The 15,817-nt window shown below is 67.4% G+C and carries 11 protein-coding genes and 1 pseudogene; 3 read left to right on the top strand and 9 right to left on the bottom strand.

The genetic code is table 11. From position 1 onward, the window contains the following. Positions 1–34: 34 nt before the first annotated feature. From DFS21_RS00755 to ptsP, 3 genes are read right to left on the bottom strand one after another with little or no spacing between them, the layout of a single operon-like run. Positions 35–1,750 carry a PTS fructose-like transporter subunit IIB gene (locus DFS21_RS00755; protein WP_111531694.1) on the bottom strand — a complete coding sequence of 572 codons (1,716 nt, stop codon included), beginning with the start codon at positions 1,748–1,750 and terminating at the stop codon, positions 35–37. Next, the gene (gene pfkB, locus DFS21_RS00750) at positions 1,750–2,697 is read right to left on the bottom strand and encodes a 1-phosphofructokinase (RefSeq protein ID WP_111531693.1); all 948 of its coding nucleotides are present in this window, start codon (positions 2,695–2,697) and stop codon (positions 1,750–1,752) included. The genes DFS21_RS00755 and pfkB overlap by 1 nt, the downstream gene beginning before the upstream one ends. Then, the gene (gene ptsP / locus DFS21_RS00745; RefSeq protein WP_111531692.1) at positions 2,697–5,546 is read right to left on the bottom strand and encodes a phosphoenolpyruvate--protein phosphotransferase; all 2,850 of its coding nucleotides are present in this window, start codon (positions 5,544–5,546) and stop codon (positions 2,697–2,699) included. The genes pfkB and ptsP overlap by 1 nt, the downstream gene beginning before the upstream one ends. A 296-nt stretch (positions 5,547–5,842) precedes the next feature. Between ptsP and cra the strand changes: the two genes are divergently transcribed. Beyond that, positions 5,843–6,838: a catabolite repressor/activator gene (cra, locus tag DFS21_RS00740; RefSeq protein ID WP_102682508.1), complete on the top strand. Its 996-nt coding sequence runs from the start codon at positions 5,843–5,845 to the stop codon at positions 6,836–6,838. 2 nt (positions 6,839–6,840) lie between these two features. Next, a complete protein-coding gene (locus tag DFS21_RS00735) occupies positions 6,841–7,656 on the top strand; it encodes a TatD family hydrolase (RefSeq protein ID WP_110700594.1) in 816 nt (271 codons plus the stop codon). Here the strand turns inward: DFS21_RS00735 and DFS21_RS27160 are convergent. From DFS21_RS27160 to DFS21_RS00715, 5 genes and pseudogenes are all read right to left on the bottom strand, one after another. Next, positions 7,646–8,350 carry a methyl-accepting chemotaxis protein gene (locus tag DFS21_RS27160; RefSeq protein ID WP_371919248.1) on the bottom strand — a complete coding sequence of 235 codons (705 nt, stop codon included), beginning with the start codon at positions 8,348–8,350 and terminating at the stop codon, positions 7,646–7,648. The two genes, DFS21_RS00735 and DFS21_RS27160, sit on opposite strands and share 11 nt — an antisense overlap. Before the next feature lie 153 nt (positions 8,351–8,503). Next, a pseudogene (locus tag DFS21_RS27155) lies at positions 8,504–8,794 on the bottom strand (HAMP domain-containing protein); the annotation flags it as partial. A gap of 995 nt (positions 8,795–9,789) precedes the next feature. Further along, positions 9,790–10,620: a regulatory signaling modulator protein AmpE gene (gene ampE / locus DFS21_RS00725; RefSeq protein ID WP_110700598.1), complete on the bottom strand. Its 831-nt coding sequence runs from the start codon at positions 10,618–10,620 to the stop codon at positions 9,790–9,792. Beyond that, entirely contained in the window at positions 10,617–11,183 is a 567-nt protein-coding gene (ampD, locus tag DFS21_RS00720) for a 1,6-anhydro-N-acetylmuramyl-L-alanine amidase AmpD (RefSeq protein WP_102682512.1), read from the bottom strand. The genes ampE and ampD overlap by 4 nt, the downstream gene beginning before the upstream one ends. Before the next feature lie 88 nt (positions 11,184–11,271). Further along, the gene (locus tag DFS21_RS00715; RefSeq protein WP_110700600.1) at positions 11,272–13,422 is read right to left on the bottom strand and encodes a DUF1631 domain-containing protein; all 2,151 of its coding nucleotides are present in this window, start codon (positions 13,420–13,422) and stop codon (positions 11,272–11,274) included. 245 nt (positions 13,423–13,667) lie between these two features. Here DFS21_RS00715 and nadC point away from each other — a divergent pair, with 245 nt between their 5' ends. After that, a complete protein-coding gene (gene nadC / locus DFS21_RS00710; protein WP_111531690.1) occupies positions 13,668–14,516 on the top strand; it encodes a carboxylating nicotinate-nucleotide diphosphorylase in 849 nt (282 codons plus the stop codon). Between the two features lie 74 nt (positions 14,517–14,590). Here nadC and trxB read toward each other — a convergent pair whose 3' ends face one another. Further along, complete coding sequence (gene trxB / locus DFS21_RS00705; protein ID WP_028689829.1) at positions 14,591–15,553, bottom strand: thioredoxin-disulfide reductase; 963 nt, start codon at positions 15,551–15,553, stop codon at positions 14,591–14,593. Between the last annotated feature and the right edge of the window lie 264 nt (positions 15,554–15,817).

The following is a 15,817-nucleotide window of genomic DNA, read 5'->3' as shown; positions in this document are numbered from 1 at the left end:
AGCACGGGCCTGCCCCGCGATGGAGTCTGCCGGCCTAGCCCTTGGCCGGCGCCACGACCATCTCCACCTGCTCGCTCTTCTTGATCAGCGCGTACACCACCGCCGTCAGCAGGCTGCCGGCGACGATGGCCAGCAGGTACAACAGCGCATGGTTGATCGCGTTGGGGATCAGCAGCACGAACAGCCCGCCATGGGGCGCCATCAGCTTGCAGCCGAAATACATCGACAAGGCCCCGGTCAGCGCGCCGCCGGCGATGCTCGCCGGAATCACCCGCAGCGGGTCCTTGGCGGCGAACGGGATCGCGCCCTCGGAGATGAAGCACAGGCCCAGCGCCAGCGCCGCCTTGCCGGCCTCGCGCTCACTCTGGGCGAACTTGCGCCGGGCCAGGAAGGTGGCGATGCCCAGGCCGATCGGCGGCACCATGCCGGCGGCCATGGTCGCGGCCATCGGCGCGTAGCTCGACGAAGCCAACAACCCCACCGAGAAGGCATAGGCGGCCTTGTTGATCGGCCCGCCGAGGTCCACGCACATCATGCCGCCGAGCAGCAACCCGAGCAGCACGGCGTTGGTGGTGCCCATGCTGTCGAGGAAGTGGGTCAGTCCCGCGAGCATGGCCGCCACGGGCTGGCCAACCACGTAGATCATCACCAGGCCGGTGAACAGGCTGGCCAGCAGCGGGATGATGAGGATCGGCTTGAGCGCGTCGAGGCTGCTGGGCAGACGCACCCAGCGGGCGATGGCCTTGGCGCTGTAGCCGGCCAGGAAGCCGGCGACGATGCCGCCGATGAACCCCGCCCCGAGCGTGCTCGCCAACAGGCCGCCGATCATCCCTGGCGCCAGGCCCGGGCGGTCGGCAATGGACCAGGCGATGTAGCCAGCGAGAAGCGGCACCATCAACTTGAACGCCGCCTCGCCGCCGATCTGCATCAAGGCGGCGGGTAGCGTGCCGGTCTCCTTGTAGGCCTCGATGCCGAACACGAACGACAAGGCGATCAGCAAGCCGCCGGCCACCACCATCGGCAGCATGAACGAGACCCCGGTCAGCAGGTGCTTGTAGACGCCGGTCTTCTCGGCCGGCGGCATCGCGCCGGTCGCCCCCGCTGCCTCCACCTTGCCCTCGGCCAGTGCCTTGTCCAGCGTGGCGCGGGCCTGCTTGAGGGCGATGCCGGTGCCGCAGCGGTAGATGCGCTTGCCGGCGAAGCGCGCGGCCGGTACTTCGATATCGGCGGCCAACAACACCACATCGGCTGCGGCGATGGCCTCGGCCGGCAGCGGATTGCGTGCGCCGACCGAGCCCTGGGTTTCCACGGTGAGCTGGTAGCCCATGGCCTGCGCCGCCTGTTGCAGGGCTTCGGCGGCCATGAAGGTGTGGGCCACGCCGGTCGGGCAGGCGGTCACAGCGACAATCTTCGGCGCACCCTGCACCGGGGTTTGCGCTGCCTGCACCTGGGCGCCGGCAGCGGCCTCGTCGAGGAAGCCTTCACGGTCGGCCAGGGCCTGGGCCGGCGTGCTCTGGTACAGGCGCTTGCCGGCAAAGCGCGTCAGGTCCACCGGCCCGGTGCTGACCACCAGCACCCAGTCGGCCTCGGCGATCTGCGTTGGCGTCAGGCGCAGCTCCGGGTGTTCGGCGTCGTGCACCTCGACGCAGGTTTTCCAGCCCCGACGCTGGGCCGCGGCGGCCAACAAGCGGGCGCTGAGCACGCTGGACACCTGGCCGTTGGGGCAGGCGGTGACAATGGCAATGTTCATCAGCAGCCCTCTTCTTGTTGTTCTGTAAGGCGCACGGCGGCTTCCAGGCGCTCCAGTTGCTCACGGTCGTGAATGCCGAAGCCGACCTGGGTGACTGCCTGGGCGGCGATGGCGGTGGCGCGACGCAAGGTAGCGGCGGGCGCTTCGGCCTGGAGCAGGCCATGGACCATGCCCGCGACCAGCGAATCACCGGCGCCGACGGTACTGGCGATGCGCACTTTCGACGGTTGCGCATGCAGTGCCAGGCCAGCGGCGAACCAGTTCACGCCCTGCTCGCCCTGGGACACCACCACATGCTCGACGCCAGTGGCGAGCAGCCGCCGTGCGGCCGCGCGTTGCTCGTCCGCGGCCTGCACCGGCAGCCCGAGGACTTCACCCAGCTCCTCGGTGTTGGGCTTGACCAGCCAGGGCGCGGCCTGCAGGCCTGCGCGCAAGGCTTCGCCGCTGCAGTCCAGGGCCACCTTCAGGCCCTGCGCCTTGAGCATCAGCAGCAGCTCGCGCAACCACTCGGGGCTGACCCCCCGTGGCAGGCTCCCGGCCACCACCACGGCGTCATGCCCCGGGGCTACGTGGGCCAGACGTTGCAGCAAGGCGTTGCGGGCGGCCTCGTCGACCTGCGGCCCTGGCCCGTTGATATCGGTGACCTGGCCATCGGCCTCGACCAGCTTGATGTTGCTGCGGGTCTCGCCCGGCACGCGGACGAAGCAGTCGGCGAACCCACGCCAGGCAATCAGCGCCTCGAACGGCGCCAGGTTGTCCTGCCCCAGGAAACCGCCGACGGTGACGCTGTGGCCCAGGTCGGCCAGCACCTGGGCGACGTTCAGCCCCTTGCCGGCGGCATGGCTGTGCTGCGCCTGGCTGCGGTTGACCGCGCCGGGTCGCAGGCGGTCGAGGCTGATGGTGATATCCAGCGCCGGGTTGAGGGTGAGGGTGAGGATCTTGGCCATCAATAACGCTCCACCAGCGCCCGGACTGCCTCGGCGCTGTCTTGTTGCAGGGCCTCGCGCGCCAGGGCGCGGGCCGTCGAAAGGTCGGCCTGGCGCACCAGTGACTTGACTTCAGGAATGCTGCGGGCGGCGACGCTCAGTTCGTCCACCTCCAGGCCCAGCAGCACGGCGACCGCCTGCGGGTCGGCCGCCAGCTCGCCGCACACGCCCACCCACTTGCCCTGGGCATGGGCGGCGCGCACGGTCATGTCGATCAGGTTGAGCACTGCCGGGTGCAGGCCGTCGGCCTGGGCCGACAGGCTCGGGTGACCGCGGTCGATGGCCAGGGTGTACTGGGTGAGGTCGTTAGTGCCGACGCTGAAGAAGTCCACTTCACGGGCCAGCTGCGGTGCCAGCAAGGCGGCCGACGGCACTTCGACCATGATGCCCACCTGCAGGTCGGCCACCGGGATCTCTTGGCGCAGGCGCTCGACCATGGCCTTGGCGGCGCGCCATTCATGGAGCTGGCCGACCATGGGGAACATGATGCGCAGCGGGCGGTTGTCCGCGGCACGCAGCAAGGCGCGCAGCTGGTCTTCCATCACCTGCGGGCGTTGCAGGGTCAGGCGCACGCCGCGCACGCCGAGGAAGGGGTTTTCCTCAGCCGCGATCGGCCAGTACGGCAAGGGCTTGTCGCCCCCGACGTCGAGCGTGCGCACCACCAGTGGCCGTCCGTCCAGGCCATCGAGCACCCGGCGGTACTCGGCTTCCTGGGTCGCCACGTCGGGCAGTTGCGGGTGGGCCATGAAGATCAGTTCGGTGCGCAACAGGCCGATGCCTTCGGCACCTTGCTCCACCACCTTGTCGATGCCGTTGCTCTGGCCGATGTTGGCGAACACTTCGACCGCATGGCCGTCGCGCGTCCGCGCGGGCTCATGGCGGTTGGCCCAGGCGATCTGCAGCCGACGCTCGCGGGCATCACGCTCTGCCAGGGCTCGTTGCAACTCGGACTCGGCTGGCGCAACCACGACCTGCCCGCGCTGGCCATCAAGCAGCAGTGGCGTGCCGCTCTCCAGCAACAGCACGGCCGCCCCGGCCCCGACCACCGCCGGGATGCCCAGGGCCCGGGCGACGATGGCGCTGTGGGCGGTGGCGCCACCCTGCGCGGTGACGATACCGGCGACCCGTGCCGGGTCCAGGCGCGCCACGTCCGAAGGGCCGACTTCGACCATCACCAGCACATAGGGCTGCTCTGGCTCGGCGCTGTCCTTGACGCCGCACAGTTGCGCCAGCACCCGACGACCGATATCGCGCAGATCGGCGGCGCGCTCGGCCAGCAGCGCATCGTGCAGGGCCTCCTGCTGACGGGCGGCGGCTTCGATCACCGCCATCCACGCAGCGGCGGCGCTTTCGCCCTGGGCCAGGCGCAGCTCGACGTCGTCGGTCAGGGCCGGGTCGGCGAGCATTTCCTGATGGGTGACAAAAATTTCGCCGATGGCCTTGTCGCTGCGTTGCACCAGGGCCTGAAGATCGGCGTGCACCGTGTCGATGGCCTGGCGCAGCCTGGCCCGCTCCTGGGCGGGCGACTCGCCGCGCAGCGGGTAGTCGATATCGCGCTCGACCTGGACATGGGCCGGACCGCTGGCGATGCCCGGCGCCGCAGCGACGCCTTGCAGCGTGCTGCCTGGCGTCGGGGCCTGCAGGGCGGACATCGGCGCCTCGTCCTGCACCGCTGTGGGCGGCAGTGGATCCACCTCCTCGCCCAGGCCTTGCTCGATGGCTGCCAGCAGTACCGGCAAGGCATCGGCGGCGATATCGGGCTCGGCGATCAGTTCCAGCACCTGGCCACGGCGAGCGCCGAGGCTGAGCAGCTTGCTCAGGCTCTTGACCGAAACGGCGGGCTGGGCGCTGTCGTGCAGCCGTATGCGGATCTCGCCCTCGAAGCCCTTGGCCAGCTGCGCCAGTACCTTTGCAGGGCGAGCATGCAGGCCATGGGCGTTGGCCAATACTATCCGGGCGCTCGGCCAGTCGGCGGGCGCCTCGCCGCCGAGCACTTCGAGCACGGCGCGGCTGCTGGTGGCCTGGTAGAGCATCTGCCCACGGCCTTCGATCAACACCTCGCACAGGCGCTCGAGCAGGGCTTGATGCGCCGCTCCGAGGCTGGCCAGGCAGAACAGGCCATTGAGCGGTTGATCGCGGTAGCGCAACGGTTGTTGCGGGGTGACGAAGGCCAACCCCGGTTGGCGCACCTCACGTTCGCTGTGCAGCCACCACAGCCCTTCACCCAGCGGCAGCGGCTCGGTCTGCTGCAGCACGGCGGCAAAGCCGCTGTCGGCACAACCGGCGCGTTGCAACAGACGAGCGCCGCGCCAGGCCAGTTCGTCGAAGTCTTCCGCCGCCAGGTTGAGGCCGACCAGCTGGGCATCCAGCGCCAGCTCGCGTGGCGCTCCTTGCAGTAACTTGAGCAGTGCCTCGGCGCTACCGGAGCGACGCAGCGCCTCGGCCAGGTCGGTTTCACCGAGGGCGCGGGTCAGCAGTTGCAGCAGGCGCAGATGTTCATCGGAGCGGGCGGCGATGCCGATGGCCAGGTAGACGATCTGGCCGTCGCCCCAGTCCACGCCGTCGGGAAACTGCAGCAGGCGTACGCCCGTGGCAAACACCAGCTCGCGGGTCTGCGGCGTGCCGTGGGGGATGGCGATGCCCTGGCCGAGGAAGGTCGAGCCCTGTGCCTCCCGGGCTTGCAGCCCCGCCAGGTAACCCTCGGCGACCAGACCATCGGCAACCAGTCGATCGGCCAGCAGCGCCAGTGCCTCGCCTTTGTCGGCGGCACGCTGGCCCATGGCAATCTGCTCAACGGCAAGCTCGAGCATGACCCTCTCCTTTTGCGGCAGCCCCGTCGGCTACCGAGGTATTGTTGTGGAATTCGACGGCAAAAGCCGCCGAAACGATCAGCACAACCGGCGAAGACTGATTTTCAGGCAGGAAAATTCGCCTTGCTGAAACGTTTAATCTGACCAAGCGGCCACGTTACTCGATAATCTGCCAACGAAAAAGCCCCATCCTGTCGGACAATTGCGACAATGGTCGTCTGCGCGCGGGCCCGTCGATGGGTGAAACTAGCCGGTCAAGCCCCGCAGGCAGTCCCGGAAACAACAAGGAAAATTCGGTGAAACTCAGCGATATCGCCCGTCTGGCCGGTGTGTCCGTAACCACCGCCAGCTACGTCATCAATGGCAAGGCCGAACAGCAGCGCATCAGCAGCAGCACCGTCGAGCGCGTGCGTGCGGTGGTCGAGGCACACGGCTTCACCCCGAACCCCCAGGCCGCCGGCCTGCGCAGCCGCCACACCCGCACCCTGGGCTTCATTCTCCCGGATCTGGAGAACCCCAGCTACGCCCGCATTGCCAAGCAGCTGGAGCAAGGCGCCCGTGCCCGTGGCTACCAACTGCTGATCGCCAGCAGCGACGACCAGCCCGACAGCGAACGCCAATTGCAGCAGCTGTTCCGTGCCCGGCGCTGCGACGCACTGTTCGTCGCCAGTTGCCTGCCGCCGGAAGACGAGAGCTACCGCGAGCTGCAGGCCAAGGGCCTGCCGGTGATCGCCATCGACCGGCGCCTGGACCCGGCGCACTTCTGCTCGGTGATCAGCGATGACCGCGACGCCAGCCGCCAGTTGGCCCAGAGCCTGTTGAAAACCCGCCCGCGCAGCATCGCCCTGATCGGCGCCCGCCCCGAGCTGTCGGTGAGCCAGGCCCGCGCCGGTGGCTTCGACGAAGCCTTGCAAGGTTTCGACGGCGAAGTGCGCCGCTACCAGGGCGAAGCCTTCAGCCGCGAGTGCGGCCAACGCCTGATGCAACAGCTGATCGATGAACTGGGTGGCCTGCCGGATGCATTGGTGACCACTTCGTACGTGCTGCTGCAAGGTGTGTTCGACACGCTGCAGGCGCGCCCCGACGACTCACGCCAGCTGCAGCTGGGCACCTTCGGCGACAATCAGTTGCTCGATTTCCTGCCGCTGCCGGTCAATGCCATGGCCCAGCAGCACGGCCTGATCGCCGCCACCGCGCTGGAACTGGCCTTGGCCGCCATCGAGGACAAGCGCTACGAGCCCGGCGTGCACGCCATCGGTCGCACCTTCAAGCAGCGGATCGCCAAGGCCTGACCATGCGCCTGATCGACACCCACACCCACCTCGACTTCGCCGATTTCGACGCCGACCGCCCGCGCCTGCTGGCCAACGCGGCGGCGCGCGGGGTGGAGCGCATGGTGGTGCTGGGGGTGTACCAGGACAACTTCCAGCGAGTCTGGGACCTGGCCTGCGCCAACGAAGGCGTGTACGCGGCACTGGGGCTGCACCCGATCTACCTCGAGCAGCACCTTCCCGAGCACCTGGCGCAGTTGCGCGACTGGCTCGAACGCCTGCGCGGCAATCCACGCCTGTGCGCGGTGGGTGAGTTCGGCCTGGACTTCTACCTGCCCGAACTGGACCCGACGCGCCAGCAGGCGTTGTTCGAGGCCCAGCTGCAACTGGCCTGCGACTTCGAGCTGCCGTCGCTGCTGCACGTGCGCCGCAGCCACGCCCAGGTGATCGCCACGCTCAAGCGCTACAAGCCGGCGCGGGCGGGGATCATCCATGCCTTTGCCGGCAGCTACGAGGAGGCGCGGGAATACATCAAGCTGGGGTTCAAGCTGGGGTTGGGCGGCGCCGCGACATGGCCGCAGGCACTACGCCTGCGCAAGACCCTGCCCAGGCTGCCGCTGGACAGCGTGGTGCTGGAGACCGACGCGCCGGACATGGCGCCGGCGATGTTCCCGGGGCAGCGCAACAGCCCGGAGCACCTACCCGAGATTGCCGGGGCGCTGGCCGAAGTCATGGGGATCGAGACAACGCTGCTGGCAGAGGCCAGCAGTCGCAATGCCTGCGGGGTGTTTGGCTGGCAGCCCGACACAGGATCCGCGTCGGCCTCGATCACACCCTGAACGCCCCGATCAACCGTTTGAGCTCCACCACCTGCGCCGACAACGCCCGGCTGGCATCTTCGGTCTGACAAGCGCCTTCGGTGGTGTCCTGCGCCGCACGGTTGATCGCCACAATGTTCTGGTCGATGTCGTGGGCCACGGCGGTCTGCTGCTCGACGGCGGCGGCGATCTGCTGGTTCTGTTCGACGATCCCGCCCACCGCGCCAAGGATGTTGCCCAGTGCCTGCTGCACCTGGCGCGCTTCGTCCACGGTGCCGGCGGCCATCTGGTGGCTGCTGCCCATCACCCGCACCGCCGCGCCCACGCCTTCGCGCAGGCGCTGGATCATCTGCGCGATCTCCTCGGTGGAATCCTGGGTGCGCCTGGCCAGGGTGCGTACCTCATCGGCAACCACGGCAAACCCCCTGCCCTGCTCGCCGGCCCGGGCCGCTTCGATGGCAGCGTTGAGGGCCAGCAGGTTGGTCTGCTCGGCGATGCTGCGGATCACCTCCAATACCCGGCCGATGGCCTGGCTGTCGCCCGCCAGCTGGTTAACCGCCGCCACGCTCTGGTCGATCTCGCCGGCCAGGCGGGCGATGCTGCCCTGCTGGCTTTCCACCAGGTCGCGGCCCGAGGCGCTCTCATGGTTGACCCGCTGCGCGCCTTCGGCGGCCAGGGCCGCGCTGCGGGCGACCTCCAGCGCGGTGGCGCTCATCTGGTTCATGGCCGTGGCCACCTGCTCGATCTGCTCGCGCTGGCCACTGACCGCCTGGTTGCTGCGGCTCGACACCGAAAGCACCTGGCCGGCCTGCTCCTCGACCGTGGACACGGTCTTGCCGACCTGTTCGATCAGCCCGCGAATGCGCCGCACGGTCTCGTTGAAACCACGCCCCAGTTCGCCCAGTTCGTCCCGGCTGCTGGCCTGGAAGCTGATGGTCATGTCGCCGGCGGCCACCTTGTCCATGGCGGTGCCCAGGTTGCCGAGGGTTTCCCGGGTGGAGACGTAGAAGCCGCTGTAGAGGTAGATGATCAATGCGAAGACGCAGGCCAAGGCCGCCACCAGCGCGACCGTGCGCAGGCGGTGCTGGCCGAGGCGCTCTTCCAGTTGCCCGTGCAGATGGGCCAGTACGGCATCGTTCAAGCGGTAAGTCTGCGCCATCAGGTCGCTGGTCTGCTGGTAGAAACCGGCCCACGGCGCGTCCAGGCTCTCGGCCACCACCACCTGGTCCTCGAACAGGGTCGCCGCCTGCTTGACGGTGGCCTGGCTGGCCTGGGCGCTACCGGCGAGCGCGAGCTTGAGCCCGGCATCGGTTGCCAGGGCGTCATCCAGGCGAATGGCGTAATCGGCGGACAAGCGTTCCAGGCGCTGTAGCAGGTCTTCGAAACGCGCGCTGCCCGAGGAGTCCATGAAGCCACGGCCCAGGGCCACCGCGCCCATTGCCCGGCCCTCACCGATGGCCTGGGTCACCTGGGCGGTGGCATTGCCGAGCAGCTCGCTCAACTGACGCACCGAGGCCTGACTGTCCTGGCTGAGCCCCGACTGGCTGGCCACCAGCTTGCCCAGCACCTGGGCCTGGGCCAGCAACTTGTCGAACAGCGCCGCCTTGTTCTGCAGCGAGCTTTCGTCACGGGCACTGGCAAAGGCCTCGGCCAGCTCGGCACGCTTGGCCTCGAACGCAGGGTCGCTACCCTTGAGGCCATCGAGCCGGGCCTGGACCTTGTCCTGCAGCGCCGCGATGCGGCTTTCCACATCGCCGGCCTGGCCCGACTGGCCCAGCACGGCGTTGATCTGCAGCAGGTTGCCGAGGGTCTCCAGGTCGCCGCGCAACGTCAGGCTCTCGGACAACGGCGCCAGCCCCTGCAATTCGCCACGGGTGGCCTGGAGCTGGCTGTAGGCGTCGCGTACCAGATAAAAGCTGGTGACCAGCATGGGCAGGAAAAACAGGACGCTGATCAGGCTGAACTTCATGCCGAAGCTCAGCCGATTCATCAGTGCGATGGCCGGATAGAGCAGACGCTTCACAGGTCACCTCCTTGAATTCTTGTTGTTCTGCGGGGTAGCACTAGGCCATCTAGGGCCAGTGGCCTTGTATAGCGCAGATTGGAATCAAGGTTTGTAACTTATGGTTAAGCGATCAGCCGGTAGCGAACTGCTCAGACCAACACGGTCCACAGGGCAAAGCAGGCATACCACAGCACCGCGCAGCGCAGCAGCAGCTCCCACAGGCTGTCCAGCCGCTCAAGACCGCGCTGGCGGTCCTCTTCCTCAGGGATGTCGTCGGCCACCCGGCCGACCTTGGCCACCAGGTGCCCGGCGCTGACGTGCCAGTCGAGCAGCTCGTGCAGCATCACGCGGGTCACCGCGACGAAGTTGCCGACCAGGGCGAAACTCACCGTCATCACCCGTACCGGCAGCCAGTCCATGGCGTGGCGCAGTTGCCCGGCCAGGCTCTGCAAGGCGGGCTGGCGGCTGTTGTCCATGGTCAGCGCCAGCAGGCGGTAGGCCAGCGCCGCCGCCGGGCCGAGCAGGAAGTACCAGAAGATCACCGCGAAGAAGCTCTGGTAGGCCTGCCACAGCAGGTGGCCCTGAACCCGCTTGATCAAGCTCTGGGCATCGTCGGCGGCCAACCCCAGGTCGCGCTCGGCCACGTGCAGCGCGGCCTGTTCGTCACCCCGGCGCCAGGCGTCGCGAAACGGGCCCAGCGCCGCCTTTACATCGCCGCGCCCCAGGCTGTAGATCAATACCAGCAGGTGCACCGGCAACGCCAGCAAGCCATAGGCCACCGGCTCCAGCACATGCAAAAGCAGCACGAGCAGCGCCACCGGTGCCAGGATCAGGATACTCAGCGTCCACCACGGGTGGACCTTGCCGCTGCGCTCCAGGCGCACCAGCTCGCCCAGATAGAAGCCGTCGCGCTGCAACCGCTGGCGCAGGGCCGAGAACTTCTCGACCCACAATGCCAGCACCAACACCAGAAAACTCATGCCTTGTCCTCGTTGCGTTGCAGGGCAGCCCGGTAGCGCAGCCAGTCGAATGCCGGGCCCGGGTCGGTCTTGCGCTGCGGGGCGATATCGTTGTGGCCACAGATGCGCTGGGCGTCGATCACTGGCCAAGCCGCGCGGATCTCGCGGGTCAGCCGCTCCAGGGTGGCGTACTGGGCATCGGTGTAGGGCAGTTCGTCGGTGCCCTCCAGCTCGATGCCGATGGAAAAATCGTTGCAGCCCTCGCGCTCGCCGAAGCGCGACACGCCGGCATGCCAGGCGCGGTCGAGCAACGAGACGAACTGGGTCACCGCGCCATCGCGCTCGACGAACAGGTGCGCCGAGACGGTCAGGTGGTTGATGGTCGCGAAGTACGGGTGCTCGTCCGGGTCCAGGCGGTTCTGGAAGAACTGTTGCACCTTGCCGGTGCCGAAGCAGGCCGGAGGCAGGCTGATGTTGTGGATGACCAGCAGCGCAATGGCCTCACCTTCGGGGCGGGCGTTGAAGTTCGGCGAGGGGCAGTGGCTGACGCCGGTGAACCAGCCGGTCGCGCGGTCCAATTGCATGGTGCAGATCCTGAAATGACGCCCGAGACAGATAGTCAGTATGCCGTGGGCGGCCAGTGCTTGTATGTAAATGATTGTGCAGGAGGCTTCAGCCTTGCTGTGCCTGCTGCCCACGCAATTGCTCCAGCACCGCCTCCAGCGCCCGCTCGAACAGCAGGCCATCGTCCAGCAGGCGTACCTCGCCACGACGCAGGGCCATGGCCAGGCCCATGCGGTTCCATTCGCGCACCTTCATGCCGGTGCGGTTGCTGAAGACCAACCGGTCATTGCTGTCGATACGCGCCACCAGCTTACAGCGCAGCGGCTCGTCGTCGTCCATCACCTCGACCCAGGTGCCGACCTGCAACCGCTGTACCTGATGAACGGCAGGGTCATGCTCGTCGAGCGGCAGGCCAGCGTCCAACTCGGACTCATCGCTGACGACCAGCACGATATCGTCCTCCACCCACACTTCGTCCAGCGCGGCATCCGCCTCCGGCGTGCCGCCACAGGCGCGCTGGTGCAGCTTCTCCAGTTGCAGGAAGAAATCACGGGTGGCGGCGGAGTCCAGCGCCACCCCCGCCAGACCGTCGCGCAGCGCCTTGAGCAAGCCCGGCACCTGCTCCAGCAGGCGCTGCGGCTCACGGTACGGGGCAATGCTGACCAGCAGGTCATCCACCGTCGCCAGGGCCTCGGCCCAGGCTGGCGAAGCCTCACCCTGCTTCAGCCAGGCCAGCAGCAGCACCTGGCTCCAGGATTGAACCAGCATCTGCACCACCACCTGCGGCAGCACCCGGCCATGCAGGCGGTCGTTGAGCTCCTGCTGCACACGCTGGCGGGCCAGCAGCGTACGGGCGCGGCCCTCCTCGGCGTCGCGGGTGCGCTGTTCGAGCAGTTCGTTGCGCCGACGTTCATCCTGGCTGAAAGCGAGAAACTCATCGAGCAGTTCATCAAACAGGGCGCAATCGTCGGAAAAGTCATTGAGCAGGCGCTGCACGATCCGTTCGACGCGCAGGTGCAGGCTGTCGCGCAGCCCCTCGGCCTCGGTCTCCCAGCCAATGGCCGCGGCGGCGATTTCGTTGAGCAGGCGGCGCGCCGGGTGGCTGCCACGGCTGAACATGCCCTTGTCGATCAATGCCACCTTGAGCACCGGGATGTGCAGGCGGACGATCAACGCGCGCAGGCTGGCCGGCAGGTTGTGGTCACCCTGGATGAAGGTGAACAGCAGGTCGACCAGGTTGATCGTGTCTTCGTCGTCGGTGGCAATGCGCCGCCGCGTGCCGCTGCGCACGCTGACCCGCAACAGCAGTTGCTCCAGCTGCTGGCCGAGGTTGAAGTCATCCGGCTCGCCAGGGGCCGGCACATAGTGCTGCAAGTGGGTGAGCAGGCGCAGCAGGTCGCCGGTACTGGTCGGCTGGGCCGCACCGGCCGCCTGCAAACGCGGCGTGACCCGCCCGCGCACCGGCGCCAGCAGCGCCTGCACCGAGGCGAAGAACGCCTGGCCGGCGGAGTCGGGCAGGCCGCCCGGCATGACGCTGGCCGGCACGCGCCTGGCAATGCCGCGCCGGTCCTCGGCACGGCGCCGTGGCGCGGGCAGCAGGTCCGGCAGCACGCCGGCACTGGCGAGCAACTGGCTGGCCTCGCCGTAGAGCAGGTCGAGGTCGCGCAGCACATAACGCTCGTACAGCTTGAGCAGCACCATCTTGACGTTGGCGCCGACCCCCAGGTTGCGCCCGGCATCCAGGAAGTAACCGCAGAGGTTGCCTGGCCCGAGTGGGTTGTGCACGGTCTCCAGCGGCACCTCCAGCAACGTGGTGAAGCGCAGGTTCAGTTGATCGAGCAGAAACCCGTCACGCGACAGCACCCGATCGACCATGGCCTGCACGGCCACGGTTCGCTCCAGCGCCGACCTGTCCTGGGTCTGTGACCTGACCAGGGCCTCGAGCCCACCGCCCTGGCCGATACGGGCAAAGGCGTCGTAGAAGGTGTCGAGGAACCCGCGCTCGATGCTCTTGCGCTTCAGGCGCAGGTCGCGCATGGCTTCGAAGTACAGGTTCTGGTCGAGTCGGCCACTGGCCTTGTCGGCCATTTCGAAAAGGGTGTCGTCAGCATTGTCGAACAGCGCCTGCAAGCCCTGGCGCAATTGCAGCGCGGCTTTGTCGCGCACCTGCAGGAGCAGGACCGGAAGGCATGGCGAGGGCGCGCGCGCACCCCGGTCGATGGCCGCCGCCAAGGGCACCACCTTGCCTTCATCATGCATCCCGGACTCCTTGCTGGATGTTGCGTTGTTCGACTGGAAGTGAAATCGTCAAAGCTATGACGCCAATTACAAGGCGCCATTATCGGTGAAAATTCTGACAGCTGCTAGCACGCCTTTCGCACGCCTCAACGGACAATGCATTTGCACAATTGCTCAAACCGCCTGACCAAAGGTCATCGGCACGGCAGCTGTACACGCCGCCCCCCTGCCCTATAATCGCCGGCACCTAGCTTGTGGAGCCGACCATGCCGAACCTACGCCTCGCCGACCTGACCGCCGAAATCGAAGCCAACGTGCGCCGCGCGCTGCTCGAGGACATCGGCGGCGGCGATATCACCGCCCAGCTGATCCCGGCCGAGCGCCTGGCCAAGGCGACCATCATCACCCGCGAGGACTGCGTGATCGCAGGCTCCGCCTGGGTCGATACGGTGTTCCGCCAGCTCGACCCGCGGGTGGCGGTGCACTGGCAGGTGGCCGATGGCGAGCGCGCCACCGCCAACCAGGCGCTGTTCCACCTCGAAGGCCCGGCACGCTCGCTGCTCAGTGGTGAACGCTCGGCGCTGAACTTCCTGCAACTGCTCTCGGGCGTTGCAACCCGCGCGCGCTTCCTGGCCGACCTGGTCGAGGGCACCCAGGTGCGCCTGCTCGATACCCGCAAGACCCTGCCGGGCCTGCGCCTGGCGCAGAAGTACGCGGTTACCTGCGGCGGCTGCCACAACCACCGCATCGGCCTGTACGACGCGTTCCTGATCAAGGAGAACCATATCGCCGCCAGTGGTGGCGTGGCCGAGGCCGTGGCGGCGGCGCACCGCATCGCCCCGGGCAAGCCGGTGGAGATCGAGGTGGAAAGCCTGGACGAGCTGCGCCAGGCGCTGGCGGCGGGCGCCGATATCGTCATGCTCGACGAACTGAGCCTGGATGAAATGCGCGAAGCGGTACGCATCACCGCGGGCAAGGCCAAGCTCGAGGCCAGCGGCGGGGTCAACGAGACCACCCTGCGGGTGATCGCCGACACCGGTGTGGACTACATCTCGATCGGTGCGATGACCAAGGATGTGAAGGCGGTTGACCTGTCGATGCGACTGAGCCTGTGAGCTGAATCGCAGGTACAAAAAAACCGGCCAGATGGCCGGTTTTTTCATTGTGAGGCAAGCCCGCAAGGGCTGGATCAGTGCGCGGCGTTGGCCAGGCCGTCCAGGTAACGCTCGACGTCCAGGGCCGCCATGCAGCCAGCGCCGGCGGAGGTGATGGCCTGGCGGTAGACGTGGTCGGCCACGTCGCCGGCGGCGAACACGCCCTCGACGTTGGTGGCGGTGGCGTTGCCTTCACGGCCGCCGTGAACCACCAGATAGCCGTCCTTCAGGGTCAGCTGGCCTTCGAACAGCGAGGTGTTCGGGGTGTGGCCGATGGCGATGAACACACCGTCAACCTTGATTTCGTCGAAGCTGCCGTCGTTGTTCTTCAGGCGCGCACCGGTCACGCCCATGTTGTCACCCAGCACTTCGTCCAGGGTGGCGTTGAGCTTGAGTTCGATCTTGCCTTCGGCGACACGGGCGTGCAGCTTGTCGATCAGGATCTTCTCGGCGCGGAAGGTGTCGCGACGGTGTACCAAAGTCACCTTGCTGGCGATGTTGGCCAGGTACAGCGCCTCTTCCACGGCGGTGTTGCCGCCGCCGACGACCGCCACCGGCTTGTTGCGGTAGAAGAAGCCGTCGCAAGTGGCGCAGGCCGACACGCCCTTGCCCATGAAGGTTTCTTCCGACGGCAGGCCCAGGTAGCGAGCGCTGGCACCGGTGGCGACGATCAGCGCGTCGCAAGTGTAGGTGCCGCTGTCACCGCGCAGGGTGAACGGCTTGTTGGCCAGGTCGACGGCGTTGATGTGGTCGAAGACGATCTCGGTCTCGAAACGCTCGGCGTGCTCCTGCATGCGCTGCATCAGGGCCGGGCCGGTCAGGCCGTGGGGGTCGCCCGGCCAGTTGTCGACTTCGGTGGTGGTGGTCAGCTGGCCGCCCGCCTGCATGCCGGTGATCAGCAGCGGCTTGAGGTTGGCGCGGGCGGCATACACCGCGGCGCTGTAACCGGCAGGGCCGGAACCGAGAATGATGACGCGCGAATGACGTACTTCGGACATGTCGAACTCCTGTCGAGCGGGCCGCACGGGGCCGGCGTCTGTGCGCCGGTTGCGCCAGCTGGAATTAAAAGGGACCCACGCAGCACTTGGGGAAGGCTACAACGCGTTGGTCCAAAACCAAAAAAGTTGAGCGCACTGTAGCGAGGCCGCAGAGATTAAGGAAATATCCTTCGACAATCCACCTTATAGACAGTCTCTATCCGCAAAGGAAAACGCCAGGCATTGTGCCTGTGCTTTGTTACACGCCGTTTCCCGGAGGCGCGG

It is taken from the genome of Pseudomonas sp. 2848 (assembly GCF_003253945.1).
Taxonomy (GTDB): domain Bacteria; phylum Pseudomonadota; class Gammaproteobacteria; order Pseudomonadales; family Pseudomonadaceae; genus Aquipseudomonas.
The sequence above is the reverse complement of the archived record's forward strand: the minus strand, read 5'-3'. Positions and strand labels throughout refer to the sequence as shown.

What these genes read in the sequence shown, in the direction of transcription:
- DFS21_RS00755 (WP_111531694.1), bottom strand. Translation starts at nt 1,750, where the DNA reads ATGAACATTGCCATTGTCACCGCCTGCCCCAACGGCCAGGTGTCCAGC.
- pfkB (WP_111531693.1), bottom strand. Translation starts at nt 2,697, where the DNA reads ATGGCCAAGATCCTCACCCTCACCCTCAACCCGGCGCTGGATATCACC.
- ptsP (WP_111531692.1), bottom strand. Translation starts at nt 5,546, where the DNA reads ATGCTCGAGCTTGCCGTTGAGCAGATTGCCATGGGCCAGCGTGCCGCC.
- DFS21_RS00735 (WP_110700594.1), top strand. Translation starts at nt 6,841, where the DNA reads ATGCGCCTGATCGACACCCACACCCACCTCGACTTCGCCGATTTCGAC.
- DFS21_RS27160 (WP_371919248.1), bottom strand. Translation starts at nt 8,350, where the DNA reads ATGAGCGCCACCGCGCTGGAGGTCGCCCGCAGCGCGGCCCTGGCCGCC.
- ampE (WP_110700598.1), bottom strand. Translation starts at nt 10,620, where the DNA reads ATGAGTTTTCTGGTGTTGGTGCTGGCATTGTGGGTCGAGAAGTTCTCG.
- ampD (WP_102682512.1), bottom strand. Translation starts at nt 11,183, where the DNA reads ATGCAATTGGACCGCGCGACCGGCTGGTTCACCGGCGTCAGCCACTGC.
- DFS21_RS00715 (WP_110700600.1), bottom strand. Translation starts at nt 13,422, where the DNA reads ATGCATGATGAAGGCAAGGTGGTGCCCTTGGCGGCGGCCATCGACCGG.
- nadC (WP_111531690.1), top strand. Translation starts at nt 13,668, where the DNA reads ATGCCGAACCTACGCCTCGCCGACCTGACCGCCGAAATCGAAGCCAAC.
- trxB (WP_028689829.1), bottom strand. Translation starts at nt 15,553, where the DNA reads ATGTCCGAAGTACGTCATTCGCGCGTCATCATTCTCGGTTCCGGCCCT.